We start from the raw sequence: 25,487 nt of genomic DNA, 5'->3' as shown, positions 1-25,487 counted from the left end.
TCAGAAATCCTTGCAAAGGCGCAGCGCGTCGTAGATCGCGCCGTGAATGTTGTGCATCGAGATGCAGTCGCCGACCCGGAACAGCAGGAAGCGGCCGTCGCCGAGCTGCTCGTCGAGACACGGCTGCGGTTCGGACGCGAACAGTTTGTGCACGTCGACCTGGCCGCGATTGACCGATTCAGGCTTCAGCTTCCAGTAAAGCCGGTCGTTCGGCGTACTGCCGTTTTCGATCACCACCTGATCGACCGCGCGCTCCTCCTGCTCCTCGGTGTACTCGTTGCGGATCACGGCGATCTTCTTGCCGTCCTCCTCGTACACCCTGTCGAGCCAGTAATTGGGCGTATGGATCACGCCTTGCGCGTACAGACGGCGATAGAAGATCGGGAACGTGGTGCCGCCGACGTCGTCGGCGACCTTCACGTCGGGCGTGACGATCTCCACGTTGGCGCCGCGGCTCGCGATGAAATCGGCGACGCCCGCGCCCGCATGCGTGCTGACGCCGTCGTACACGAGCACGTTCCTGCCCGGCTCGACCTTGCCGGCCAGCACGTCCCACGAACTGACCGCGAGCCCCGCGTCGACGCCCCACGCCGCGACCTGCGACGTGAACGCCGAACCGCCGGTGGCGAGCACGACGATGTCGGGCTTCTCGGCCATGATGGTCCGCTCGCCGGCGGCGACACCGAGGCGGCGGTCCACGCCGAGGCGCTTCGTCTCCATGTCGAACCAGCGCACGATGCCCGCCATCTGCTCGCGCTGCGGCGCTTTCGCCGCCAGCATGATCTGGCCGCCCACGTGATCGTTCTGTTCGAACAGCACCACGTCGTGACCGCGCGACTTGGCGACGCGCGCCGCTTCGAGCCCCGCCGGCCCCGCGCCGACCACCACGACCTTGCGCTTCGGCCCGCGCGACCTGGCGATCACGTGCGGCATCGTCGCTTCGCGCGAGGTCGCCGCGTTCTGCACGCACAGCACATCGAGCCCGTTGTACTGACGGTCGATGCAGTAGTTCGCGCCGACGCACTGCCTGATTTCGTCCTCGCGGCCATCGCGGATCTTGATGACCATATGCGGATCGGCGATCTGTGCGCGCGTCATGCCGACCAGATCGACCATGCCGCTCGCGAGCAGCCGCTCGGCCTGGCCCGCGTCGCGAATGCTTTGCGCGTGCATCACCGGCACCTTGACGACCTGCTTGATGCCGGCCGCGAGATGCACGAACGGCTCGGGCGGCAGCGCCATCGGCGGCATGCAGTTGGCGAGCGTATTGTGCGTGTCCGCGCCGGAACCGATCACGCCGAGATAGTCGATCAGACCGGTCTCGCTCATCGCCTGGGCAATCTCTTTCAGCTGCTCGTGATCGAGCCCATCTTCGTGGAATTCGTCACCACACATGCGCAGGCCGACGCAGAAGTCGGCGCCCACCGTCGCGCGCACCGCCTGCAACACTTCGACGCCGAAACGCATGCGGTTTTCGAGCGAGCCGCCCCATTCGTCGGTACGGAAGTTGGTGCGCGGGCTCCAGAACTGATCGATCAGATGCTGGTGCGCCGCCGAGATCTCGATGCCGTCCATGCCCGCATCCTTCACGCGCTTCGCGGCCGCCGCGAAGTCGCCGATGATGCGGCGGATCTCTTCGACCTCGATGATCTTCGCGTTGCCGCGATGCACCGGCTCGCGTACTCCCGACGGCGACATCAGATGCGGCCAGTGCTCGCCGTGAAACGCCGAGCGGCGTCCCATGTGGGTGGCCTGAATCATGATTTTCGCGCCATGCGCGTGCATCGCTTCGGCGAGCCGCGCGAGCGGATCGACGATCCGGTCGGTGGCGAGATTCACCGACTTCCACCAGCCTTGCGGGCTGTCGATCGACACCGGGCTCGAACCGCCGCACACGGCGAGTCCGACTCCGCCCTTCGCCTTTTCCTCGTAGTACCGGATATAACGGTCGCCGGGCAGGCCACCCGGCTCCGCATAGACCTCCGCGTGCGCGGTACTGACGATGCGATTGCGCAGCGTCAGCTTGTTCAACGTGAGCGGCTTGAAAAGGTTCGGGTAACGCATCGCGATCGACCTCGGAATGCCCGGATTAGATTGACGCGAGCGGCGAGACTTCGAACACGCAGTGCTCGTGTCCCTCCGCCGCGCAGCGTGCTTCTTTCGACTGCGACGGCGGGCCCTTGCGCGCGCCGTCGGGCGCGGTATCGTTGACCCAGTCCATCGCGCCCGCGAACCAGCCGGCGAACATGTAGCAAAGCTTGCCGGTCTTGCCCGGTTGCGCAAGCACGAACGACGAGTGCCGCAATTCGATCCGCGCATGCGAGCTGGCCGGATCGGCTTCGATGATCCTGAAGATGCCCCAGCCGCGCTGCGACAGACGGTTCAGGTAATGCTCGAATACCGCCATGCCGGCAAGACCATGTTGCTTCGCTTCCTTCTCGCACCAGAAATAGGCGGACTTGTGACCGGCCTTGTAGAGAATCCCGGCGTACGTATCGCGGCCGAGCGCTTCCTCGACGGCGACGTGGTTGTTCGTGAAGAAGTGGCGCGGCACGTACAGCATCGGCAGCGCGTCGGTGGTCCAGACGCCGGTGTCCGGATCGACGTAGATAGGCAGTTGCGGTTGCATGGGAAGGCTCCGTTTTTATCCGCTATAAAAGAAGGGGTAAAGCTCACACCGTCCAGACTTCTCCGAACACCCGTACCCAGTTTTCGCCCATGATCTTGCGGATGCGCGTCTCGCTCCAGCCGGCGCGTTCCATCGCGGCGGTCAGGTTCGGAAACTCGCCGATCGTGCGAATGCCTTCGGGATTCACGACCTTGCCGAAGTTCGTCAACTGGCGATAACGGCCCTTGTCGTGCGTGATCCAGTCGAAAAACTCGGTGCTGTAGCCCTGCGTGAAATCCGTGCCGATCCCCACCTGGTCCTCGCCGATCAGGTTCACCACGTACTCGATCGCCTCGATATAGTCCTCGACGGTCGCCTCCGGTCCGCGCTTCAGGAACGGCGCGAACATCGTCACGCCGACGAAGCCGCCCGCATCCGCGATCTCCTTGAGCTGCTCGTCGGTCTTGTTGCGCGGATGCTCCTTGAGCCCGGACGGGCAGCAATGCGAATAGCAGACCGGCTTCTTCGACGCCGCGATCGCCTCCGACGACGTCTTGCCGCCCACATGCGACAGATCGACCATGATGCCGACGCGGTTCATCTCCTGAATCACTTCGCGCCCGTAGCCGGACAGACCGCCGTCGCGTTCGTAGCAGCCGGTGCCGACCAGGTTCTGCGTGTTGTAGCAAAGCTGCACCACGTTGACGCCGAGATCCTTGAACGCTTCGATATAGCCGAGGTTGTCCTCGAACGCATGCGCGTTCTGGAAGCCGAAGATGATGCCGGTCCTGTTCTCTTTCTTGGCGCGGAAGATGTCGTCGGTGGTGCGCACCAGCGTGAGGATCTCGCTGTATTGGCGGATTTGCTGCTTCATTTCGGCGATGTTGTCGACGGTCTTCTGAAAACTCTCCCAGACCGACACCGTGCAGTTCACCGCGGTCACGCCGCCCTTGCGCATGTCCTCGAACACCGAGCGCTCGAACTTCGAAATGTTCAGCCCGTCGATGATGATGCTGTTCTCGTGCAGTTGACTCATCGTTTGCTCCACGCGTACTCAGTAAATGGGAAAGCGCTCGCACAGAGCGAAAATCTCGCGGCGCACGCGTTGTTCGGTTGCGGCATCGCCTTCGGGCGACACGCGCAGCGCATCGAGCACCTCGACGATCAGACGCCCGACCTCGCGAAACTCGCTGACGCCGAAGCCGCGTGTCGTCGCCGCCGGTGTGCCGAGGCGGATGCCGGAGGTGATGGTCGGCTTCTCCGTATCGAACGGAATGCCGTTCTTGTTGCAGGTGATGCCCGCGCGCTCCAGCGCCTGTTCGACCTGATTGCCCTTGAGCCCCTTCGGCCGCAGATCGACCAGCAGCAGATGGTTGTCGGTGCCGCCCGTCACCAGATCGACGCCGCCCGATTTGAGCACCTCGCCCAATGCCCGCGCGTTCGCGAGCACGCTGTCGATATAGGTTTTGAAGCCCGGCTGCAGCGCCTCGCCGAATGCGACCGCCTTGCCGGCGATCACGTGCATCAGCGGGCCGCCCTGCAAGCCGGGGAACACGGCAGAGTTGATCTTCTTTGCGATCTCCTCGTCGTTGGTCAGCACGAATCCGCCGCGCGGACCGCGCAAGGTCTTGTGGGTGGTCGACGTGACCACGTGCGCATGCGGGACCGGAGTGTCATGGCGGCCGGCCGCGATCACGCCGGCGATATGCGCCATGTCCACCATCAGCTTCGCACCGGCGCCATCGGCGATCGCGCGCAGCCGCGCGAAGTCGAGCGCGCGCGGATAGGCGGAGAAGCCGGCGATCAGCAGCGTCGGCTTGTGCTGTTGTGCCAGTTCCTCGATCTGCTCGTAGTCGATCAGCATCGTGTCGTGCCGCACGCCGTACTGCACCGCGTTGAACCACTTGCCCGACAATGCGGGTTTCGCGCCGTGCGTCAGATGCCCGCCCGCGTCGAGCGACATGCCGAGCACCGTATCGCCCGGCCTGGTGAGCGCGAGCATCACCGCGCCGTTCGCCTGCGCGCCGGAATGCGGCTGCACGTTGGCGAACTTCGCGTCGAACAGTTGCTTGATACGATCGAGCGCGAGCGTCTCGATCGCGTCGACGTATTCGCAACCGCCGTAGTAACGCTTGCCCGGATACCCTTCCGCGTACTTGTTGGTCAGCACCGAGCCCTGCGCGTCGAGCACCGCGCGCGACACGATGTTTTCCGACGCGATCAACTCGACTTGCGACTGCTGACGCTCGAGCTCTTTCAGAATGGCGCCGCGCACGGCCGGGTCGCGCGCCGCTAGCGAGTCTTCGAAGAAGGGATTCGGGTTCGACATGGAAGGTCCGTGAGAACGTTGACCGGGAGGCTGCTGCGGGTTGCCGGCGGGATCGCGCTACCGCTTTGCCTTGGGTCTATTCTTGACGGTCATCCGGCGCGTCTATTTACGAATTCAGACGCGTTCTTTGCCTTTTCCGCCATGCGCAACCTTTTTCGACAAGTCGGCACGATCCGCGCGCTCAGCGCTGCACTACGACGCAGTATTCCTGCGCCGATCGGGTGCGCTGCAAGGGCGTCGCCGCGCTGTTCCGGTGCCGCGCGGATGCTTTCATCAGTCGATTGCTTAGCTATTCCAGGCTTTGTGCGCAGTATCCAAGGGTTTAGCCTGATGGCACGTTAGTTGCCCTGATACCCAGAATTCAGATAGTCGCCCTCCCCACGGCGACGCGACATTTACATCAGGAATCACCGTTCCCATGTCCACCGATCGCACGGCATCGTTGTCGCATTTCGCATTCATGCCGGTACCCAACTTCACGATGATCGCCTTCTCGAACGCGATCGAAGTGCTACGCATGGCGAACTATCTGACGGGCCAGACGCTTTACCGCTGGTCGATCGTGAGTCCCGCCGGCGGGCCGGTCATGGCGAGCAACGGCCTATCCGTCGATACGGGTCCGGTCGAATGCGTCGGGCAACCCGATATCGTGTTCGTGGTCGGCGGCATCGACGTGCAGCGCTCCACCACCGCCGAGCATCTGTCCGCGCTGCGCCGTTTCGCGCGCATGGGCTGCGTGCTGGGCAGTCTTTGCACGGGCACCTATGCGCTCGCGCGCGCCGGCCTGCTGGCCGGTTATGCGTGCGCGATCCATTGGGAAAACATGTCGGCGCTGAAGGAAGAGTTTCCCGATACGCGCTTTCTGAAAGAACTGTTCGTGATCGATCGTGATCGCGTGACCTGCACCGGCGGCGTCGCGCCGCTCGACATGATGCTGAACCTGATCGCGCCGCGCGTGGGTACTGCGCGCGTCACGCAGATCGCCGAGCAGTTCATCGTCGAACACGTGCGCGACACCAGCGCGCAGCAGAAGATGCCGCTCGTCGCGCGGCTCGGCTCGGCCAACAAGTCGCTGTTCGAAGTGATCTCGCTGATGGAGAACAACATCGAGGAGCCGCTGTCGCGCGAAGAACTGGCGCGGCTCGCCGGCATGTCGCAAAGGCAGTTGCAACGGCTGTTCCGCGAACATCTGGGGATGACGCCGACGCACTACTATCTGACACTGCGCCTGCGGCGCGCGCGCGAACTGCTGTTGCAGACCGACATGTCGATCATGCACATCACGATGGCCTGCGGCTTCCAGTCGGCCTGCCACTTCTCGAAGAGCTATCGCGATGCGTTCGGCACCGCGCCGACGCGCGAGCGTCGCAAGCAGGTGCCTTCGCTATCCGGTGCGCCAGTGATGGCGGCTTGATCATTGAACAGAAGCGCCGCGTGCCCGGCAGGCCACGCGGCGCTTTAGCGGCCAACCAAACTCAAGCCGCCTTCAACAACCCGTGCGGGTCGATCACAAACTTCTTCGGCGCGCCGCCGTCGAATTGCCGGTAGCCCTCGGGCGCATCGTCGAGCGACACCACCGTCACGTTGACGATATCGGCGATCGGCAAACGATCCCAAAGTATCGCCTGCATCAGATCGCGGTTGTACTTCATCACCGGCGTCTGCCCGGTATGAAACGAATGCGACTTGGCCCAGCCGAGCCCGAAACGCAAGCTGAGGCTGCCCCGACGCGCGGCGGCATCGGTCGAGCCCGGATCGTCGGTCACGTAGAGTCCGGGGAATGCCGATCGCGCCAGCCGCCCGAGTGATTTCCATCAGCGAATTGAGCACCGAGGCCGGGGCTTCCTCGTGTGAGCCGCTGCTGCCATGACCGTGCGCTTCGAAGCCGACGCAGTCCACCGCGCAATCCACTTCGGGCTTGCCGAGAATCTGCTCGATCTGTTCGCCGAGCGTCGCGTCCTTCGACAGATTGATGGTCTGGAAGCCCATCTTGCGCGCATGCGCGAGGCGTGCCTCGTTCATGTCGCCGACGATCGTGCAGGCCGCCCCCAGCAGGCGCGCGGACGCGGCCGCCGCCATGCCGACCGGTCCGGCGCCCGCGATGTAGACGGTCGCGCCAGGCTTCACGCCGGCCATCACCGCGCCGTGATAGCCGGTCGGCAGAATGTCGGACAGGCACGTCAGGTCGCGGATCTTCGCCAGTGCCTGCGCGTGGTCCGGAAATTTCAGCAGATTGAAGTCCGCGTACGGCACCAGCACGTATTCGGCCTGCCCGCCGATCCAGCCGCCCATGTCGACATAACCATACGCGCCGCCCGCGCGCGACGGATTAACGTTCAGACACACTCCCGTATGCTGCGCCTTGCAAGTCGGGCAGCGTCCGCAGGCGACGTTGAACGGCACCGACACGGCGTCGCTCGCGTTGCGGCCTACAACTTTTTCTTTACCCCCGCGCAACATATCCTCGTTTGCCAGCGGTTCGCAAAAGCCCGATAGTGCTGCCTCAGCCGAATCGCCGATCCACCGATTCACACTCCCCCGACCGAGGCCCCGTTTGCCATGAAGACCCGAGCGCTCAAACTGATAACAACCGCCACGTTCGCGCTGTTCACGCTCTGCGCGATCTCACCCGTCGGCCACGCGGCCGAGCCCACCGCCGCGCAACTCCAACCGACCATCGATGCCGCGATCAGGCCGCTGATGGCGAAGTACCATATCGCCGGCATGGCGATCGGCGTGATCGACAACGGCAAGCCCTACGTCTACAACTATGGCGTCGCATCGACGCAAACCGGCAAGCCGGTCACACGCGATACGCTGTTCGAACTCGGCTCGGTCAGCAAGACCTTCACGGCGACGCTCGCGTCGTATGCGCAGCTCGACGGCAAGCTGTCGTTGTCGGACGGCACGGAACGCTATCTGCCGACGCTGCGCGGCCGCCCGTTCGGCAAAGTCAGCCTGCTGAACCTCGGCACGCACACGCCTGGCGGTCTGCCGCTCCAGGTGCCGGACGACATCCATAACGACGCGCAATTGCTGCGGTACTTCCACGACTGGGAGCCCGCTCATGCGCCCGGCACGTTCCGCACCTACTCGAATCCCGGCATCGGCACGCTGGGCCTGATCACCGCGAAGACCATGGGGCAGGATTTCACCGTGCTGATGCAGCAACGCGTGTTTCCGGCGCTCGGCATGAAGAACAGCTACATCGACGTCCCCGCGGCGAAAATGCCGGACTATGCGCAGGGCTATGCGAAAGACGGCGCGCCGGTCCGTCTGACGGGCGGCGTGATTTCCGCCGAAGCCTACGGGGTGAAGTCGACCGCCGCGGATATGCTGCGTTACGTGCAGGCCAACATGAACCTGATTCCGCTCGACAGTCAGTGGCAGCGCGCGATCACGGACACGCATACCGGCTACTTCCAGTCCGGCGTGCTGACCCAGGATCTGATGTGGGAGCAGTACCCGTATCCGGTCGAGTTGCGCACCTTGCAGGCGGGCAACTCGCTCGAGATGGCCCTGAACGGCACGCCGTCGACCGCAATCAAACCGCCGCTGCAGCCGCAGCAGAACGTCTGGATCAACAAGACCGGATCGACGAACGGCTTCGGCGCGTATGTCGCGTTCGTGCCGCAAAAACGCATCGGTATCGTGATGCTCGCCAATCGCAATTTCCCGAACGAAGCGCGCGTGAGCGCCGCGCATCAGATCCTCACGGCGCTGGATGGCGGCAAGCCCTGATACGGCGTGGACTTACGGGCGCAGCCGCGCACGCGCTGCGCCGGCGATCCGCGCGAGCGCATCCGCGCTCAGACGGGCCGCGATTTTCTCGACGTACGCATGATGCCGCGCTTCGAGCGACGCACCGAGCTCCCGCGCGAGCAGATAGCGGATCAGCGCAATGCGCCGATGACGCAGCGCGATACTTTGATCGAGCAGCGCGAGCGCGGCGCCGGCATCGCGCTCATCGCACGCGCGTGCCGTGAGAAGCGAGGTGGCCGCGCGTGCCGACGTCATGGCGAAATCAGCAAAGCGAACCGCGCGTCGCTCAGCACATCAACGGCTCGGCGGCGTCGAGCATGATCCTGACGAAATAATCCGCGAAACTGCGACGCACGACGATGTCGAAACTGTCGGCGCCCGTGGGCAGCAACGTGATCGACGCCTTGAAATAGTGGCTCTGCGCGCACTGCCCCAGGCCGAAAAGTTTGGGATGCAGATCGAGCGGACAGCCGCGCGCGAGCACGTCGCGCGTCCGCGTGCCGGTGATTTCAAGCACCGTATAGCCGCTGCCCACATCGACCGCCGATGCGAACACGCCCTCGAACGCCGCGCCGAGCTTCGCCTGCAACGGCGCCGTGCGCGTTGCATCGTGCGCGGTCTCCGAACGCACGAGCCATTCGTCCGGGCCGAGCCAGACCATGTCGTAGCCGTTGCCGCGCGCGACGGTGTTCGGCTTCTCCGGCGGCTTGCAGCCGATCACCTGTTCCACCGCGCGAATGAACGCCGTGTCGCGCGTATCGCCGCGCACGTTCACGAGTTCGAGAAATGGCCGCTCGCCGAGCCGGAACGCGGCGGTCGCGTTGGCCTGATGCCGTTTCAGCAGCCCATCCACACCGATCAGCGGCGACTCCTGCCACGCGCCGTTTTGCCGCCCGAGCGTGCGGTCCACGATGGACACCGTTCCGCCAGTTTCATTCCACATGTTGACGTGCTCCTTCGCTGTCGTAGAACACCGGACTCGCGATCTTCGCCGCGATCTGTTTGCCGCTCGCGAGCGGAATCGTGACGGTCGTGCCGATCTTGTCGAGACCGCCTTTGACGACCGCCATCGCGATCGAGCGTTGCAGAATCGGGCTGTAATAGCTCGACGTGACGTGCCCGAGCATCGGCGCGGTGTCGCCCTGGAACGGACCGGCGACGATCTGCGAGCCCTCGGGTATCACGAACGACGCATCCTCCGCGAGCAGCCCGACCAGCTGCTTACGTCCCGCCTTCGCGGTGTCCGAGCGGGCGAGCGAGCGCTTGCCGAGAAAGTCCTTCGACTTCGCGACGAGCCCACCCATGCCGAGGTCGTGCGGCGTCATCGAGCCGTCCGTATCCTGGCCGACGATGATGTAGCCCTTCTCCGCGCGCAGCACGTGCATCGTCTCGGTGCCATACGGTGTGATGTTGAACTCCGCGCCCGCGGCCATCAACGCTTCCCACACCGCGCGTCCGACGTTGGCCGGCACGTTCACCTCATACGCGAGTTCGCCCGAGAAGCTGATGCGCATCACGCGCGCCGCCGCGCCCGCGACGGTGCCCTCACGATACGTCATGAACGGAAACGCCGCGTTCGCGAAGTCGATGTCGTCGCAGACCCTTTGCAGCACCTTGCGGCTCATCGGACCGACTACCGCAAAAGTTGCCCAGTGATCGGTGACCGACGCGAGCCGCACGCGCAGGTCGGGCCATTCGGTTTGCAGCCAGCGTTCGAGCCACGTGAGCACACGCGCCGCGCCGCCGGTGGTGGTCGTCATCATGTAGTGCTGCTCGGCGAGGCGCACGGTCACGCCGTCGTCGAAGATCATGCCGTTTTCGTCGAGCATCAGGCCGTAGCGGCACTTGCCGACTTCGAGCCTGGTCCACGGATTCGTGTACACCCAGTTCAACAGTTTCGCGGAATCGGGGCCCTGAATATCGATCTTGCCTAGCGTCGACGCATCGAGAATGCCGACGCTCGTGCGCACCGCGTGCGCTTCGCGCGCAACCGCCGCGTGCAGATCCTCGCCCGCTTTCGGGTAATACCACGGACGCTTCCAGTTGCCGACGTCCTCGAACGCCGCGCCGTGTTCCACGTGCCATTCGTGCACCGCCGTCTTGCGCACCGGATCGAGCAATTCGCCCAATTCCCGGCCGGCGAAAGTGCCGAACGTGACTGGCGTGTAGTTGGGCCGGAACGTCGTCGTGCCGGTCTCGGGAATGGTCTTACCGAGCGCCTGGGCGAGAATCGCCATGCCGTTGATGTTGCCGAGCTTGCCCTGGTCGGTGCCGAAGCCCATCGCGGTGTAGCGCTTCACGTGTTCGACGGATTCGAAGCCTTCGCGCGCCGCGAGGAAGATATCGGCCGCCGCGACGTCGTTCTGGAAATCGACGAACTGCTTGGGCCCGCGCGTGGCCAACTCGCGTCCGCCGACGAGCCACAGCGGTTCCAGCTTCGTTTCGCTCAGTTCGGCGACCTGCACCGGCTTTGGCCGCGCGACGATGTGCCCGGCCGCGCGCGCCGCTTCGACGCCGGCGTCGACCGCGAAGCGGATGCCCTGGCCGAGCGTGAAGTCGCCCGCGCAGGCGCCGACGCTGGTCTCAGGCTGGACCGCCTTGCCCGGCACGAAGCAGGCCTTGTCGTCATGCCAATGGGCCTTGCCGCCCGACTGCGCGAACAGATGCAGCACTGGGCTCCAGCCACCCGACATCGCGAGCAGGTCGCACGGCAGTTGGCCCTGCTGAGCGGTGATTTGCCCTTTCGCATACGAGGCGAGCGACACCGACGCGACGCGCAGCTTGCCATGCGCCGCCGTGACGACCGCGCCGTTCAGCACCTTGATGCCATGGCGGCGCGCGAGCGCCGGCAGCGTGCCCTTCGATTCGCCCGCGCGCGGATCGATGACGCTCACCTGCGCGCCGGCCGCTTTCAGGTCGAGCGCGCATTGATAGCCGTCGTCGTTGTTCGTGAACACGATCGCATTGCGACCCGGCAGTACCGCATACCGATGCAGATAGCTAGACACTGCCGACGCGAGCATCACGCCAGGCAGATCGTTGTTGCCGAACACGATCGGCCGTTCATGCGCACCGGTCGCGAGAATCACGCGTTTCGCGCGGATCTTCCACAGCAGTTCGCGCGTGCCCTTGCGCTGCGACACGGGCAGATGATCGGTCAGGCGCTGCGTGACCGTGACGAGATTGTGGTCCTGATAGCCGAACGCGGTGCTGCGGCTCAGGATCTTCACATCGGGCAACTGCCGCAATTCGTCCTCGATTTTCCGCACCCACTGCAGCGCGGGCTTGCCGTCGATCTCCGCGCCGCAGGACAGCAGCGAGCCGCCCAGCTCGGGCTGATCGTCGACGAGCGTCACCCGCGCGCCGGACAAGGCCGCCGCGTGCGCGGCCGCGAGCCCGGTCGGGCCGCCGCCGACCACCAGCACGTCGCAATGCGCGAAACACTTGTCGTAGCGGTCCGCGTCGCGCTGTCGCGGCGCGGTGCCGAGGCCGGCCGCGTCGCGAATCGCTTCCTCGTACTTCGGCCAGAGTTTGCGCGGCCACATGAAGGTCTTGTAGTAGAAGCCCGCCGGAATGAAGCGCGCGATCTTCTGGTTGATCGCCATGCGGTCCTTCTCGATGCTCGGTTTCGCGTTCACGCTGCTCGCGACGAGCCCCTGGTACAACTCGACCTCGGTGGCGCGCGCGTTCGGCACCGTGTAGGCGCCGGTCTCCAGTTGCACGACCGCGTTCGGCTCCTCGACACCCGCGGTCACGATGCCGCGCGGCCGATGATATTTCCAGCTGCGCGCGACGAAATGCATGCCGTTCGCGAGCAATGCGGACGCGAGCGTATCGCCTTGATAACCCTGATACTCGACGCCGTTGAACGTGAAGCTCAGCGCGATCGCGCGATTGATGCGCCCGCCGGTCGGGAGTCGGTCTTTCTGGCTCATGATGCTTTGCCCTCCTGTGCCTTTACCTGTGCGTTTGCTGCCTGTGTATCGGTACTGTCCAGCGCCAGCAACGGACGCTCGAACGTCTGATAGCCCTGGAACGCATAGCTGACGGTGTCGCGCTGCGCCTTGAACCAGCGGCGGCAGCCCTGCGTGTGAAACCATTGCTCGCGATGCACGCCGCGCGGATTCTTGCGCATGAAAAGGTAGTCGCCCCATTCCTTGTCGGTGAGCTTGTCCGTGTCGAGCGGGCGGGCGATGTCCGCCTCGCCGCCGCACGTGAATTCGGTTTCGGCGCGGGGACCGCACCAGGGGCATTCGATCAGCAGCATCTGTGTCTCCTTGTCGACTAGTGGGCCACGGCGGCAGCGCCATGCTCATCGATCAGATGACCGGTATAGAACCGGTCCAGCGAAAACGGCGCGTTCAACGGATGGGGTTCGTCCTTCGCGATCGTGTGCGCATAGACCCATCCCGAGCCGGGCGTCGCCTTGAAGCCGCCCGTCCCCCAGCCGCAGTTGAAATACAGTCCCTTCACATCGGTCTTGCTGATGATCGGGCACGCGTCCGGCGACACGTCGACGATGCCGCCCCACTGCCGGTTCATCCGCACGCGGGAAAACACCGGGAACATTTCGACGATCGCCTCGAGCGTGCCCTCGATGACCTGGAAGCTGCCGCGCTGCCCAAACCCGGTGTACTGATCGACGCCCGCGCCGATCACGAGATCGCCCTTGTCGGACTGGCTGATATACGCGTGGACCGCATTCGACATCACGACCGTGTTGACGACCGGCTTGATCGGCTCCGACACCAGCGCCTGCAACGGATGGCTTTCGAGCGGCAGCCGCACGCCGGCCATGTCGGCGAGCGTCGACGTGTTACCGGCCGCGACCACCGCGACCTTCTTCGCCTTGATGAAACCCTTCGTCGTGTCGACGCCCGTCACCTGGCTGCCGTCGCGGCGAATGCCGACGACCTGGCAGTTCTGCACGATATCGACGCCGGCCTGATCGGCGCCGCGCGCGAAGCCCCACGCCACCGCATCGTGCCGGGCCACGCCGCCGCGCCGCTGGATCGATGCGCCGAGCACCGGATAGCGGCTGTTCAGATTGATGGTCGGCTCGAGTTCCTTGATCTGCGCGGGCGTGAGAAATTCGGCGTCGACGCCGTTCAGGCGGTTCGCGTTGACGCGGCGTTCGGTGTCGCGCACGTCCTGCAGCGTATGCGCGAGATTCATCACGCCGCGCTGGCTGAACATCACGTTGTAGTTCAGATCCTGCGCGAGCCCTTCCCACAGCTTCATCGCCTTCTCGTAGAGCGCGGCGGATTCGTCCCACAGGTAGTTCGACCGCACGATCGTCGTATTGCGCGCGGTGTTGCCGCCGCCGATCCAGCCCTTCTCGAGCACCGCGACATTGCGCACGCCATGCTCCTTCGCGAGGTAGTACGCGGTCGCGAGACCGTGCCCGCCGCCGCCCACGATCACGACATCGTATTCACGTTTAGGCTCGGGGCTGCGCCATTGCCGCTCCCAGTTCTCGTGATACGACATCCCGTTGCGTAGCAGGCTGAATATCTGAATAGCGGCTCATCGTCGGTCCTTTGCGGTTTTGCAGATGCGGTGTAGCGGTTCAACACTCGATGACGTTCACGGCCAGTCCGCCGCGCGACGTCTCCTTGTATTTCGTCTTCATGTCGGCGCCGGTTTCGCGCATGGTGCGGATCACACTGTCGAGCGACACCACGTGCTTGCCGTCGCCCTTCATCGCGAGGCGGGCCGCGTTGATTGCCTTGATCGCGCCCATCGCGTTGCGCTCGATGCACGGAATCTGCACCAACCCGCCGACCGGATCGCAGGTCATGCCGAGGTTGTGTTCCATGCCGATTTCGGCGGCGTTCTCGACCTGGGTGGGCGTGCCGCCCATCACGGCCGCGAGCGCGGCGGCGGCCATCGAGCAGGCCACGCCCACTTCGCCCTGGCAGCCCACCTCGGCGCCGGAGATCGACGCCGTTTCCTTGTAGATGATGCCGATCGCCGCGGCGGTCAGCAGGAAGTCGACGATGCCGGCGTCGTTCGCCGCATGCATGAATTTCACGTAGTAGTGCAGCACTGCCGGGATCACGCCGGCCGCGCCATTGGTCGGCGCGGTGACGACCCGGCCGCCCGCGGCGTTCTCCTCGTTGACGGCCATCGCGTACAGGTTGACCCAGTCGAGCATCGACAGCGGGTCGCGCAGCGATTCCTCCGAGCGTGCGCGCAAGCGCTCGCACAGCTCGGCCGCGCGGCGCTTCACGTGCATCGGGCCGGGCAACTCGCCGCGGACCTTGCAACCGCGCTCGACACACGCGGCCATCGTGCGCCAGATCGCCAGCAGGCCCTCGCGCACTTCGGGCTCGGGCCGGGTCGCGCATTCGTTGCGCAACGTCACTTCAGCGATGGACAGGCCGCTTTCGCGGCACACGCGCATCAGATCGTCGCCGGTGCGAAACGGATACGGCACCTCCGCGTTGGCGCGCCGGCCGTTCACGCGGTCGCCGTCGCGATTGACGACGAAGCCGCCGCCGATCGAGAAGTACTCTTTTTCGACGAGCAGTTGACCGTTCTCGTCGAAGGCCTGGAAGCGCATGCCGTTCGGATGCACGACGCCCGAGCCCGGCGCGCCCGGCATCAGCTTGCGGAAGAAGCCGACATGTTCGCGCTCGTCGAACGCGACCGCATGCTTGCCGAGCAGCACGAGCTGGCGGGTCTCGCGGATCGCGCGCAGCCGCGGCTCGATCAGCTCAGGATCGAGCCGGTCGGGCAGATTGCCTTCGAGTCCGAGCAGCACCGCCTTGTCGGTGCCGTGGCCCTTGCCGGTCGCGCCGAGCGAGCCGAACAGCTCGGCTCTGACGCGCCGCACGAAGCCGAGCAGATTCGCGTCCTCGATGTGCGATGCAAAGCGGCATGCGGCGATCATCGGCCCGACCGTGTGCGAGCTGGATGGACCGATGCCGATCTTGAACAGATCGAAGACGCTGACGTTCATGGCGTGCCTTGTGCGTTGTGTCTTGCGTGTTGCGATGGCCGGAAGCGCTTCGACTCGACTCATGCGCCCGGATGGAATGTGCGTCCATTGCACCGCACGCCGGGCCGGATCGATAGAATAAAAACGGCATCGCAATGGGATGGCGTCGTCAAGTGAGCCGCCACCCGGGTCTCCCGGCGCATTTGCGATGACTTGGGACGCATTTGCGACAGGCGGCCCGATTGCGGCGCGCAATGCTGAAGGTCTGTGGTGCTATCCTCGGCTTCACCGTTTCGGTCAACGTTCGTTCCTCTTTCGCCGTTCTTTTCACCGACCCGCCGCGCGTATGAATTCCGCTGAAACGCTTGCCCCTCCCTCACTCGACACAGCCACGAAGCAGCGCATCCGCTTCGGCATCATCCTGCTGCCGAACTTCACGCTGACCGCATTCTCGGGTTTCGTCGACCTGCTGCGTCTGTCCGCCGACGAAGGCGACTTCAGCAAGCCGGTGCGCTGTTCGTGGAGCGTGATCGGGGAAACCCTGGCTCCGGTGCGGGCGAGTTGCGGCATCCAGATCACGCCGTGGGAAACCTTCGAGACCGCCGAGAAGTTCGACTACGTGGTGGTGGTCGGCGGACTGCTGCACTCGGGGCCGGCCGCGAGCGAGGCGACGCTCGCGTTCATCCGCCGCGCCGCCGCCCGCGACGCGACGCTGGTCGGCATGTGCACCGGCGTGTTCTCGCTGATGCGCGCGGGCGTGCTCGACGGCCATCGGATCTGCGTGAGCTGGTTTCACTACTGGGATTTCATCGAGCGCTTTCCGTCGGTCGACGAACAGATGCTGGTCGCCGACCGGCTGTTCGTGATCGACCGTCGGCGCATCACGTGTTCCGGCGGCCGCGCGTCGATCGACGTCGCCGCCGCGATCCTGCTGCGTCATTTCGAAACGGCGACGGTGCAGAAGGCGCTGCGCATCCTGCTCGTCGACGACCTGCAGAAAGGCAACGCGCCGCAGCCTCATCCCCCCGGTCTCGCGCCGGCCTCGCATCCAAAGGTCAAGCGCGCGATCCTGCTAATGGAGCAGCACGTGGGCCGGGCGCTGCCGCTCGACGAACTGGCGGGCAAGCTCGATCTGTCGCCGCGTCAGCTCGAGCGGCTGTTCAAGGCGCAGACCGGCAAGGCGCCGCAAGCCTACGCGAAGCAGGTGCGCCTGCGCACCGCCGCGTGGCTGTTGACGAGCTCAGACAAAACCGTCGCCGATATCGCGTCGAGCTGCGGCTTTTCGGACGCCTCGCACCTGGGACGGGAATTTCGCAAACAGTTCGGCGTGCCGCCGATGATGTATCGCGAGCAGCGCGGCACGGCGGAGCAAGCCGACGACGGCTCGTGCTACGACGAAACGTTTCCGGGCCGCGCGCAGGCGATCTGAATCCGCGCGGCATGCGAGGCCGCGGCACCCGCTACTCCGGCATGCGCCGCTCGACGCTCGGCGCATGTCCGAATTGCGCGCGATAGGCCTTGCTGAAATGACACGGAGAATGAAAACCGCACACCGTGGTCACGCGCGCGATCGACGCGTCGGTATTGCGCAGCAGATCGCGCGCTCGGCGCAGCCGCAAGCTCAGGTAGTAATGCGTCGGCGACACGTTCAGGAATAGCTTGAACATCCGTTGCAAATGACGCTGCGACAGGTTGACGAGCCGGGCGAGTTCGTCGAGCGATAGCGGCTCCTCGATGTTCGCTTCCATCAGCCGCACCACTTCGATCAGTTCGGTGCGCGACAGGCCGACCCGCGCGTCGACCGGAATGTGCTGGTAATCGGTCGAGCCGCGAATCCGCTCGACGATGAATTGCTCGGACACCTGCGCGGCCACCGCGGCCCCCAGCCGCATGCCCACCAGATGCAGCATCAGATCGAGCGGCGCGGTTCCGCCGGTACAGGTCAGCCGGTCGCGGTCGATCACGAACAGTTCGTCGTCGAAATGCACGTGCGGATAGCGCTGGTGCAACGGCGACATGTCCTCCCAATGCACGGTCGCGCGATAGCCGTCGAGCAGCCCGGCCGCGAGCAGCGCATACGGACCCGTGCAGATGCCGCCGAGCGGCACGCGGTGCGCGGCCGCCTCGCGCAGCAGCGCGATCACCGCGTCGTTCACATACTCGCGCACGTGCCAGCCCGCGCACACGAACAGCAGGTCCGGCATGCCGGCCTCGGCGAGCGTGGTGGTCGGTTTCACCGTGATGCCGTTGCTCGCGCGCGCCGGCTCGCCGTCCGGCGTGATCACCGACCACCGGTAGTGCTGCGCGCGGCCCACGTAATTCGCCATGCGCAGCACCTCGACCGCGCTCGTGAACGCGATCATCGAGAAATTCGGCAGCGTCAGGAAGCCGACGTGCGCGACGGCGTACAGCCGCGCATCGGCTTCGGCGGAGGCGACTGCGTCGCGCTTCATGGACGTCTCGAATCAGGCCATCAACCGTGTTGCGCCGCCGGCTCGCGGCGCACTTTCATCGCATTGCGCAAACCGGCGAACAGGGGGGCGCGTACCTTGCCCGGCGCCCGGCCGAAGCTCTCGGTGATGCGGTCCAGAATGATCGCCAGCATCACGACCGACATCCCGCTTTCGAAGCCGAGTCCGATATCAAGCCGCTGGATGCTCGCAAGCACGTCGTTACCGAGGCCGCCCGCACCGACCATCGACGCGATGATCACCATCGACAGCGCCATCATGATGGTCTGGTTCACGCCGGTCATGATCGACGGCAGCGCGTTCGGAAACTGCACCTTGTACAGCAGTTGCCACGGCGTGCAGCCGAACGCCTGTCCCGCTTCGACGATTTCGCGATTCACGTGCTTGATGCCGAGCGCGGTCAGACGCACCGCGGGCGGCATCGCGAAGATCACCGTCGACAGGATGCCCGGCACGCGGCCGAGACCGAACAGCATCGCGGCCGGAATCAGGTAGACGAACGCGGGCATCGTCTGCATCAGATCGAGCACCGGCCGCACGATCATTTCGACGGCGCGGCTCCTCGCCATCCAGATGCCGAGCGGCACGCCGAGCACGAGACTGATCACCGTCGATGACAGCGTGAGGCCGAGCGTGATCACCATCTGATCCCAGAAGCCGGTGCCGTAGATCAGCAGCAGCGCCGCCAGCGTGAACAGCGCGAAGCGCCAGCCGACGCGCCACAAGCCGATGCCGACGAAAAACGCCATCAGCGCCCACATCGGCACGGCCTGCAAACCGTGCTCGACCGCCGCGGCGAAAGTCTCGATGACCTTGCCGATCGTGTCGAACGTCTTCGCGTCGTGATCGAGCAGGTAGTGAACGCCGTGATCGACCCAGGCGCCAACTGGAATGACTTCAGACATGGGAACCTCGATGGCGCGTGAGAACGTTCAGCACGTTCGTCTTGTTGACCGAACCGCAGTAGGAGCCGTCCGCTTCGACGACCGGCAGCGGCGCGCGGCTCGCCACCACGCGCGCGACCACGTCGTCGAGCGGCGTGCTGCGGCGGATGCATTCGATCTGGTTGAGCTTCGGCGACGCGCTGCCCGTCGCATCGCGGCACACGAAGCCGCGAATCCGGCGCTCGCTATCGAGCACGAACGCGTAGTCGGCGCTGCCGTTGAGCGTCGCGGCGACGCTCGACGCGTCGATCTGCGGCGCGTGCATCAGCGGCACGTCGTCGGTCTGCATCAGATCGCCGGCCGTCAGATAGCGGCTCGTGTCGATGCCTTCGAAGAACGCTCGCACGTAGTCGTCGGCCGGGTTCTTGATGATTTCCCGCGGCGTGCCGATCTGCACCACGCGCCCGCCCTCCATGATCGCGATGCGCGTGCCGATGCGCATCGCCTCCTCGAGATCGTGCGACACGAACAGGATCGTGCGCTGCTGCTCGCGTTGCAGATCGAGCAGCACGTTCTGCATCTCCTTGCGCTTGAGCGGATCGAGCGCGGAGAACGCCTCGTCCATGATCATCAGCGACGGGTTGACCGCGAGCGCGCGCGCGAGCCCGACGCGCTGCTGCATGCCGCCCGACAACTCAGCCGGCAGTTTCTGCGCGAACGGTGCAAGGCCGACCTGTTCGAGCACCGTCAGCGCCCGCGCCTCGCGCTCCTTACGGCCGACGCCCGCGACTTCGAGGCCGAACGCCGCGTTGGCCAGCACGTTGCGCTGCGGCATCAGCGCGAACGACTGGAACACCATGCTCATGTCCTTGCGGCGCAGCGCGGTCAGCTCGGCGCGCGGCACGCCCGCGACATCGCGCCCGTCGATCAGCACCTTGCCGGCGCTGGGCTCGACGAGCCGATTGATCAGGCGAATCAGCGTCGACTTGCCCGAGCCGGACAGGCCCATCAGCACGAAGATCTCGCCCTCGCGAACCTCGAACGACGCGTTGTGGACGCCGACGATCTGACCGGTGCGGGCAAACACCTCTTCTTTCGTGGCGCCGCTGGCCAGCATCGCGAGCGCCTGTTTCGGGTTGCTGCCGAACACCTTGCACAGCCCTTCGACCACGACCTTGGGGGAATTCATCGAGTGCTCTCCTCGCTTGCGGACGTCCGTCCGCGCTGTGCCTACATAGTTGCCAGAAAAAAGTGCGGCTAACCGACTAATTCCGACAACCACATGAGGAAATGCGACACCCGGCCATGCCGTGGACGCTCGGCGCGGCGAGCAAACCCTTGTGGGAGAAAGGATTGACGCGGGTTCGCCCGCGCGCGGAGCGTGTCGCAACAGAGCAAGCGGCGCTCCCGGACGGCGGCGAGCGCGAGGCGCCTGAGAGGCGCCCGGTTCAGGAAATCGACACGCCCAGCAAGCGCCCGACGCCGAACGTGAACCCTGCCGCGATGAGCCCGATGACGATCTGGCGCAGCGCCGAAAACCCCGCGCCGCGTCCGTTGAACAACGACGTGAACACGCCGATCGACGCGAGCGCCAGCATGCTCAGCACGACACACTGAACGATTGCGCTGACGCCGCGCGTCCACAGGAACGGCATCACCGGGAAAATCGCACCGAGCGAGAACAGGCAGAACGACACGCCCGCCGCCGACCACGGATTGCCGCCCAGTTCCGACGGATCGAGACCGAGCTCCTCGCGCGTGAGGGTGTCGAGCGCCTTGTCCTTGTCGCGCATCATCTGCGAGGCCACGCGTTTCGCCTCGCTCGCGTCGAGCCCTTTCGCGCGGTAGATCAGCGCGAGTTCGTGCTCCTCCGCTTCGGGCTGTTCTTCGATCTCCTCGGCTTCCTTGGCGATCTGCGTGCTCGCGAGTTCGCGCGCATTGGTAACCGACAGCCATTCGCCGAGCGCCATCGAACAGGCACCGGCGATCAGCCCGGCGAGGCCGGTCAACAGGATCGCCTTGTTGCCGGTGCCCGCGCCGGCGACACCCATGATCAGGCAGAAGTTGGACACGAGGCCATCGTTCGCGCCGAGAACCGCCGCGCGCAGATCGTTGCCCGACGCGACGCCCTTGTGCCACGACTCGGCCGCGGCAATGCGCGCGCCGGACGACAGGTTGGCATTGCCGGTGCTCGCGAGCGTCTGCACGACGGCCGCGTGATGATGTTCGTCGGCCGACATGTGGCCCGCGTCGCGTTGGCCTTGATATTTGTTGCGGTCCGCGTATTCGGCTGCGGCGAGCGTCGGCAGCACGAAGTCCGCGCCGCACACGCGCACGAGCCCCTTCATCAGACGCGTTTTGACCGCGTGTCCACGGCCCTTCGGTTCGATGCCATTGGCTCTGAGCTTGTCGGCCCACACTTGCGCGTGGCTGTGTTCGGATTGCGCGAGATCCTGATAGACCTGCTTGCGGGTCTCGTCCTTCTCGACCTGCGCGAGCGTCTCATAGAGGGCGGCGCTGTGCAGTTCGTCGGAGAGATTCGCCTTGTAGCGTTTCACTTCATGTTTCGTTGCCATGATCGCGCCTCGCAACTGCCCGGCGCCTCATCAACGATGAATGCCACGCCGGGCGTCCGGTGTCCGTTACTGGCTGGCAGGCGCACCAACGCCGGCCTTCTTCTGGGCTGCCTGCAGCTTGTCCGGATAGTTCGGATCGTTCTGCGCCGGCTGGTAGCCCGCGTCTTCGAGTTTCTTCAACTCGGCGTTCTTTTTCGCGCGAGCCTGTTTGCGCTCTGCCTTGCGCTCGGCCTTGGTCGGCTTTGGGGTGGTCGTCGTCGCGCCTTCCTGGGCTGCGGCATCCGTCGAGCCCTGCGCGACCGCGAGCGGAATCGTACCGGCCATCAGTGCGACGGCCGAAACGCCCAGCATGATTCGTTTAATGGCGAAGCTCTTCATCACTGATATCCCCTGAAAAAATTGGCAATAACGTACGAGTTGCGTCTGCGAATCGTGAACCCCACGCCGGGTCGCGCAGCCTCCACGCGAACCCGTCAACGGGAGCTTACAGCCAAATGGCGGGAGGTGGGTCGGGAGCGTGAACGGCTGCGGGCGGCCTCGCTTTCAGAATTCTCCGGGTTTTGCCGAGATTGACTCATGAACAATAGTGGCGCGGATCGATTTCATCATCTACTCGGACCGTCGCTTCGTTCCACTCTTTCCGCCGATCGTGCTCTATCTATGAAACGCATCTCTACGCGTGTCGCATTGTTCGCGGGTCTCATCGCCGTGCTTTATCCCGGCCTGTTCGACCGTACTCCGCAAGGAAGCGAATGTCGCCATTCGGCACCTGCCCACGGCCTGTACACGGCAGAGCTTTGCCTGTTGCGATGGATTCCGGGCCGTAGTGGAAGCCCTGAATATGTCGGCCGGCTATTCGATGCCAGGAGTGGAAAGCTGCTTGCACAGCGCACTTTCAGCACGCCAGTCCCCGGTCTCTTCTGGTCAACGGGCCTGCGATACTCGCTCAATCCGTACTCGCCGCCCGGTTATCTCGGTCCGTCCGTCGAATTTTCCCGCGGAGATGGCGGTAAAGGAGATTCGAGTATTTCGTTACCTCCGTCGTTCTGGGACAAACTGGTCGCCGCTCGTCCGCGCTTGTAGTCAACTGCCTCGTATGCACGAGCCCGCACCTCGCGCGACAGCATCCAGGCCACGAGCATTTCCCTCCGTGATTGAGTCTCTTTGGCAAGGCCTCCCAGCCAGGAGTATCGTTTAACCGCGCCGGAAGCGCCAACACCACCACTCCTCTACAAGACAGGCGCTTCCCAGAGTCCAGACCTGCTCGACAAAGCGCGGCGTTTCTAACATGCAGCGAAGCGACATCATCTTATCGAGGAGGTGAAACCGTGAAAACAGTCAATCTTTTGAAGGTGCTCGGTATGGCATTGTGCGTGGCAACCGCAGCCAGCGCCTATGCCCAGGCAAGCGACGCGCAGGCGCCCGCCGCCACGGCAGCCGCGCCGGCCACGACCGCCCAGTCGACGCGTGCGGCGGATCGCAAGCTCGGCCGCGACGTGCGGCGCGCGCTCGGTAAAGCGCCGGGCTTCAATGTATCGAACGTGTTCGTGCGGGCGCGCGGCGGCGCGGTGACGTTGACCGGCTCGGTGCCTCAGGGCGACATGATCCAGCAGGCCGGCGATGTTGCGAAAGGCGTGCCGGGCGTGACCTCGGTGACCAACAGACTCTCCCTGAACCTGCCATCCCGCGGGAGTGGCGGGAGCTGAGTACAAGCTGGACGAAACTCAGCGCCGCACCAACCCCACCACATATCTGCACACCTCGGTGCCCGCATTGAAGAACTCGCATTCGACCGGCGCACCGAGTTGCAAACAATCCCCCGCTTCGAGCCGGTGCGTCAGCGCGCCCTCGCGAAACGTCAGCACCCCTTGCGTGACCCAGATCTGCTGATGCTGAAACACGAACGCATCCGACGGATAAGGCACCCTCACCCCAGTCGGCAATTCGATTTCGAGCAGTTCCAGCACGCCGCCGGTCGGCGGTGAAATACGCCGCCGCGTATAGCCGGTTTCGGGGTCCTCCCACAGCGACTGGTCCGCATGACGCACGAGCCGCTCGCCGGTCTGCTCGGCGAGTGCGAGCAACGTGGACAGCGTCAGCCCGAACGCGCCCGACAGCCGCCCGAGCACCGTCGCGGTCGGACTCGCCTCGCCACGCTCGATCTTGCTGATCATCGCCTTCGATACACCCGAGCGCTCGGCCAGCTCGGCGAGCGACCAGTTGCGCGCCTCGCGCTCGGTCTTCACGCGCGCGGAGATCGCCTGGGTCAGATCGATGGCGGAAGTTTCGGACATGGCGGGTTGTCGGTGCAGAGGTGAGTACCGCGAAATTATATCGATGCGATGCGGCAGCAGGCGTGCAAACGGCGTTCAACGCGCCCTCATCCACGTCAGCGAATCATGTCTTGCATAGTGATTTTTCGTCCACTATATTAAACGCAACACCATCGCCCGAACCCGCTCGTCAGCAGGAACACACCATGCCGAAGGAAATCGTTCTCAACGCGTTCGACATGAACTGCGTAGGCCACATCCAGCAAGGGCTGTGGACCCATCCGCGCGATCAGTCCACGCGCTACACGGATCTGCAGTACTGGACCGACTACGCGCGCAAGCTCGAAGCGGGCCTGTTCGACGGCATCTTTTTCGCGGACGTGGTCGGCGTGTACGACGTCTACGGCGGCAGCCCGGACGCGGCAATCGGCGGCGCCGTGCAGGTGCCGGTCAACGATCCGACACTGCTGATTCCCGCGATGGCCGCGCTCACGCGGCATCTGTCGTTCGGCGTCACGTCGAATCTGTCGGTCGAGCAGCCGTTTCTGTTCGCACGCCGCATGTCGACGCTCGATCATCTGACGCGCGGCCGGGTCGGCTGGAACATCGTGACCGGCTATCTGGACAGCGCATCGCGCGCGATCGGCCTGAGCGGCCAGATGGCGCACGACGACCGCTACGATCTCGCCGACGAGTACATGGAGCTCGTGTACAAGCTGTGGGAATGCAGCTGGGAAGACGGCGCGGTGCTGCGCGACAAGGCGCGCGGCGTCTATGCGGACGCGTCGAAAGTCCACGTGATCCATCACAAAGGCAAGCAGTACCGCGTCGATGCGATGCATCTCGCGGAGCCGTCGCCGCAGCGCACGCCGGTGCTGTATCAGGCCGGTTCGTCCGCGCGCGGCAAACAGTTCGCGGCGGCACACGCTGAGTGCGTGTTCGTCAACGGCCAGGCAAAGCCGGCGGTCAAGACGATCGTCGACGACATCCGCGCGCACGCGGTCGCCGGCGGCCGCCGCGCCGACGACATCAAGGTACTGCTCGGCCAGACCGTGATCACGGGCCGCACCGATCAGGAAGCGCGGGAGAAATTCGAGGAGTACCGCCGCTATGTGAGCTCGGAGGCGGCGCTGGTGCATGCGGCCGCATCGCTTGGCATCGACTTCGCGCGCTACGACCTCGACGAGCCGATCGAAACGGGCAAGAGCCAGGCGATCGTGTCGAACGTCGAAGCGATGACGCGCGCGGCCGGTCCGCAATGGACGAAGCGCAAGCTGCTCGAACAGATGGTGCTCGGCAGCCGCCAGCAGCCGCTCGTCGGTTCGGCCGACAAAATCGCCGACGATCTGATCGCGTGGACCGGGGAAACCGGCGTCGATGGCTTCAATCTGTCGCGCACCGTCGTGCCCGAGTGCTTCGACGATTTCATCGAACTGGTCGTGCCGCTGCTGCAGGAACGTGGCGCGTACAAGCGCGCGTATCGTGACGGCACGCTGCGCGAAAAGCTGTTCGGCCATGCGCGGCTGCCTGAGAGCCACACGGCGGCGCGCTTCCGTTCGCCGGCTTGCGCGGCGGCGCCGGACGACGAGGCTCGCGGCTAACTCGACCACCGTTGTTTTGGCGAACCCGACTTCCAGCAGA

General features: G+C 64.9%; 21 protein-coding genes and 2 pseudogenes. 6 read left to right on the top strand and 17 right to left on the bottom strand.

Annotated elements, in window-relative coordinates; translation table 11 throughout:
• The 4 genes from OKW28_RS01880 to OKW28_RS01865 are packed head-to-tail and all read right to left on the bottom strand — an operon-like array spanning position 1 to position 4,937.
• Positions 1–2,064, bottom strand: a complete 2,064-nt coding sequence (locus tag OKW28_RS01880; RefSeq protein WP_429443477.1) for an FAD-dependent oxidoreductase — start codon at positions 2,062–2,064, stop codon at positions 1–3.
• 25 nt (positions 2,065–2,089) lie between these two features.
• Positions 2,090–2,629 carry a DUF5943 domain-containing protein gene (locus OKW28_RS01875; protein ID WP_429443476.1) on the bottom strand — a complete coding sequence of 180 codons (540 nt, stop codon included), beginning with the start codon at positions 2,627–2,629 and terminating at the stop codon, positions 2,090–2,092.
• A gap of 43 nt (positions 2,630–2,672) precedes the next feature.
• Complete coding sequence (locus tag OKW28_RS01870) at positions 2,673–3,644, bottom strand: dipeptidase (RefSeq protein ID WP_429443474.1); 972 nt, start codon at positions 3,642–3,644, stop codon at positions 2,673–2,675.
• 18 nt (positions 3,645–3,662) lie between these two features.
• Positions 3,663–4,937 (bottom strand): serine hydroxymethyltransferase, encoded by a 1,275-nt coding sequence (locus OKW28_RS01865; protein ID WP_429443472.1) that lies wholly within the window; start codon positions 4,935–4,937, stop codon positions 3,663–3,665.
• Positions 4,938–5,355: 418 nt separating this feature from the next.
• Here OKW28_RS01865 and OKW28_RS01860 point away from each other — a divergent pair, with 418 nt between their 5' ends.
• Positions 5,356–6,351: a GlxA family transcriptional regulator gene (locus OKW28_RS01860; RefSeq protein WP_184072988.1), complete on the top strand. Its 996-nt coding sequence runs from the start codon at positions 5,356–5,358 to the stop codon at positions 6,349–6,351.
• Between the two features lie 61 nt (positions 6,352–6,412).
• Here OKW28_RS01860 and OKW28_RS01855 read toward each other — a convergent pair.
• A pseudogene (locus tag OKW28_RS01855) lies at positions 6,413–7,352 on the bottom strand (zinc-binding dehydrogenase); the annotation flags it as partial.
• 144 nt (positions 7,353–7,496) lie between these two features.
• On the opposite strand from OKW28_RS01855, the gene ampC reads away from it, so the two are divergent.
• A complete protein-coding gene (ampC, locus tag OKW28_RS01850; protein WP_429443471.1) occupies positions 7,497–8,678 on the top strand; it encodes a class C beta-lactamase in 1,182 nt (393 codons plus the stop codon).
• A 12-nt stretch (positions 8,679–8,690) separates the two neighbouring features.
• On the opposite strand, the gene OKW28_RS01845 is transcribed toward ampC, so the two are convergent.
• The 6 genes and pseudogenes from OKW28_RS01845 to OKW28_RS01820 form a co-directional block, all read right to left on the bottom strand.
• On the bottom strand, positions 8,691–8,954 hold the full coding sequence (locus tag OKW28_RS01845) for a hypothetical protein (RefSeq protein ID WP_429443469.1): 264 nt from the start codon (positions 8,952–8,954) through the stop codon (positions 8,691–8,693).
• Positions 8,955–8,985: 31 nt separating this feature from the next.
• On the bottom strand, positions 8,986–9,642 hold the full coding sequence (locus OKW28_RS01840) for a sarcosine oxidase subunit gamma (RefSeq protein ID WP_429443467.1): 657 nt from the start codon (positions 9,640–9,642) through the stop codon (positions 8,986–8,988).
• Positions 9,632–12,634 carry a sarcosine oxidase subunit alpha family protein gene (locus tag OKW28_RS01835; protein WP_429443465.1) on the bottom strand — a complete coding sequence of 1,001 codons (3,003 nt, stop codon included), beginning with the start codon at positions 12,632–12,634 and terminating at the stop codon, positions 9,632–9,634. The genes OKW28_RS01840 and OKW28_RS01835 overlap by 11 nt, the downstream gene beginning before the upstream one ends.
• Positions 12,631–12,966, bottom strand: coding sequence for a sarcosine oxidase subunit delta (locus OKW28_RS01830; protein ID WP_429443462.1), 336 nt, complete (start codon positions 12,964–12,966; stop codon positions 12,631–12,633). Before OKW28_RS01830 ends, OKW28_RS01835 begins: the two co-directional genes overlap by 4 nt.
• A gap of 17 nt (positions 12,967–12,983) precedes the next feature.
• Positions 12,984–14,229 (bottom strand): annotated as a pseudogene (locus OKW28_RS01825) (sarcosine oxidase subunit beta family protein).
• Between the two features lie 39 nt (positions 14,230–14,268).
• Positions 14,269–15,663, bottom strand: coding sequence for an L-serine ammonia-lyase (locus tag OKW28_RS01820; protein WP_429443460.1), 1,395 nt, complete (start codon positions 15,661–15,663; stop codon positions 14,269–14,271).
• Positions 15,664–15,988: 325 nt separating this feature from the next.
• Between OKW28_RS01820 and OKW28_RS01815 the strand changes: the two genes are divergently transcribed.
• Entirely contained in the window at positions 15,989–17,071 is a 1,083-nt protein-coding gene (locus tag OKW28_RS01815) for a GlxA family transcriptional regulator (RefSeq protein ID WP_429443458.1), read from the top strand.
• Between the two features lie 31 nt (positions 17,072–17,102).
• Here the strand turns inward: OKW28_RS01815 and OKW28_RS01810 are convergent, their stop codons facing one another.
• From OKW28_RS01810 to OKW28_RS01790, 5 genes are all read right to left on the bottom strand, one after another.
• Entirely contained in the window at positions 17,103–18,095 is a 993-nt protein-coding gene (locus OKW28_RS01810) for a GlxA family transcriptional regulator (RefSeq protein WP_429443455.1), read from the bottom strand.
• Between the two features lie 20 nt (positions 18,096–18,115).
• Positions 18,116–19,018, bottom strand: coding sequence for a choline ABC transporter permease subunit (gene choW / locus OKW28_RS01805; RefSeq protein ID WP_429443452.1), 903 nt, complete (start codon positions 19,016–19,018; stop codon positions 18,116–18,118).
• Positions 19,011–20,186 carry a quaternary amine ABC transporter ATP-binding protein gene (locus tag OKW28_RS01800; protein WP_184038311.1) on the bottom strand — a complete coding sequence of 392 codons (1,176 nt, stop codon included), beginning with the start codon at positions 20,184–20,186 and terminating at the stop codon, positions 19,011–19,013. Before OKW28_RS01800 ends, choW begins: the two co-directional genes overlap by 8 nt.
• Positions 20,187–20,445: 259 nt before the next feature.
• Positions 20,446–21,573, bottom strand: coding sequence for a VIT1/CCC1 transporter family protein (locus OKW28_RS01795; protein ID WP_429443449.1), 1,128 nt, complete (start codon positions 21,571–21,573; stop codon positions 20,446–20,448).
• A gap of 66 nt (positions 21,574–21,639) precedes the next feature.
• Positions 21,640–21,951: a DUF4148 domain-containing protein gene (locus tag OKW28_RS01790; protein WP_026226638.1), complete on the bottom strand. Its 312-nt coding sequence runs from the start codon at positions 21,949–21,951 to the stop codon at positions 21,640–21,642.
• Between the two features lie 282 nt (positions 21,952–22,233).
• Here OKW28_RS01790 and OKW28_RS01785 point away from each other — a divergent pair, with 282 nt between their 5' ends.
• A complete protein-coding gene (locus OKW28_RS01785; protein ID WP_429443446.1) occupies positions 22,234–22,656 on the top strand; it encodes a hypothetical protein in 423 nt (140 codons plus the stop codon).
• Between the two features lie 245 nt (positions 22,657–22,901).
• Complete coding sequence (locus OKW28_RS01780) at positions 22,902–23,279, top strand: BON domain-containing protein (RefSeq protein ID WP_429443443.1); 378 nt, start codon at positions 22,902–22,904, stop codon at positions 23,277–23,279.
• Positions 23,280–23,297: 18 nt separating this feature from the next.
• Here the strand turns inward: OKW28_RS01780 and OKW28_RS01775 are convergent, their stop codons facing one another.
• Positions 23,298–23,867 carry a helix-turn-helix domain-containing protein gene (locus OKW28_RS01775; protein WP_184046833.1) on the bottom strand — a complete coding sequence of 190 codons (570 nt, stop codon included), beginning with the start codon at positions 23,865–23,867 and terminating at the stop codon, positions 23,298–23,300.
• 185 nt (positions 23,868–24,052) lie between these two features.
• Here OKW28_RS01775 and OKW28_RS01770 point away from each other — a divergent pair, with 185 nt between their 5' ends.
• On the top strand, positions 24,053–25,447 hold the full coding sequence (locus OKW28_RS01770) for an LLM class flavin-dependent oxidoreductase (RefSeq protein ID WP_429443440.1): 1,395 nt from the start codon (positions 24,053–24,055) through the stop codon (positions 25,445–25,447).
• Positions 25,448–25,487 lie beyond the last annotated feature (40 nt).

Source organism: Paraburkholderia sp. 40, assembly GCF_050434105.1.
Classification (GTDB): Bacteria; Pseudomonadota; Gammaproteobacteria; order Burkholderiales; family Burkholderiaceae; genus Paraburkholderia; species Paraburkholderia tuberum.
This window is presented reverse-complemented; position numbering and strand designations above follow the sequence as displayed.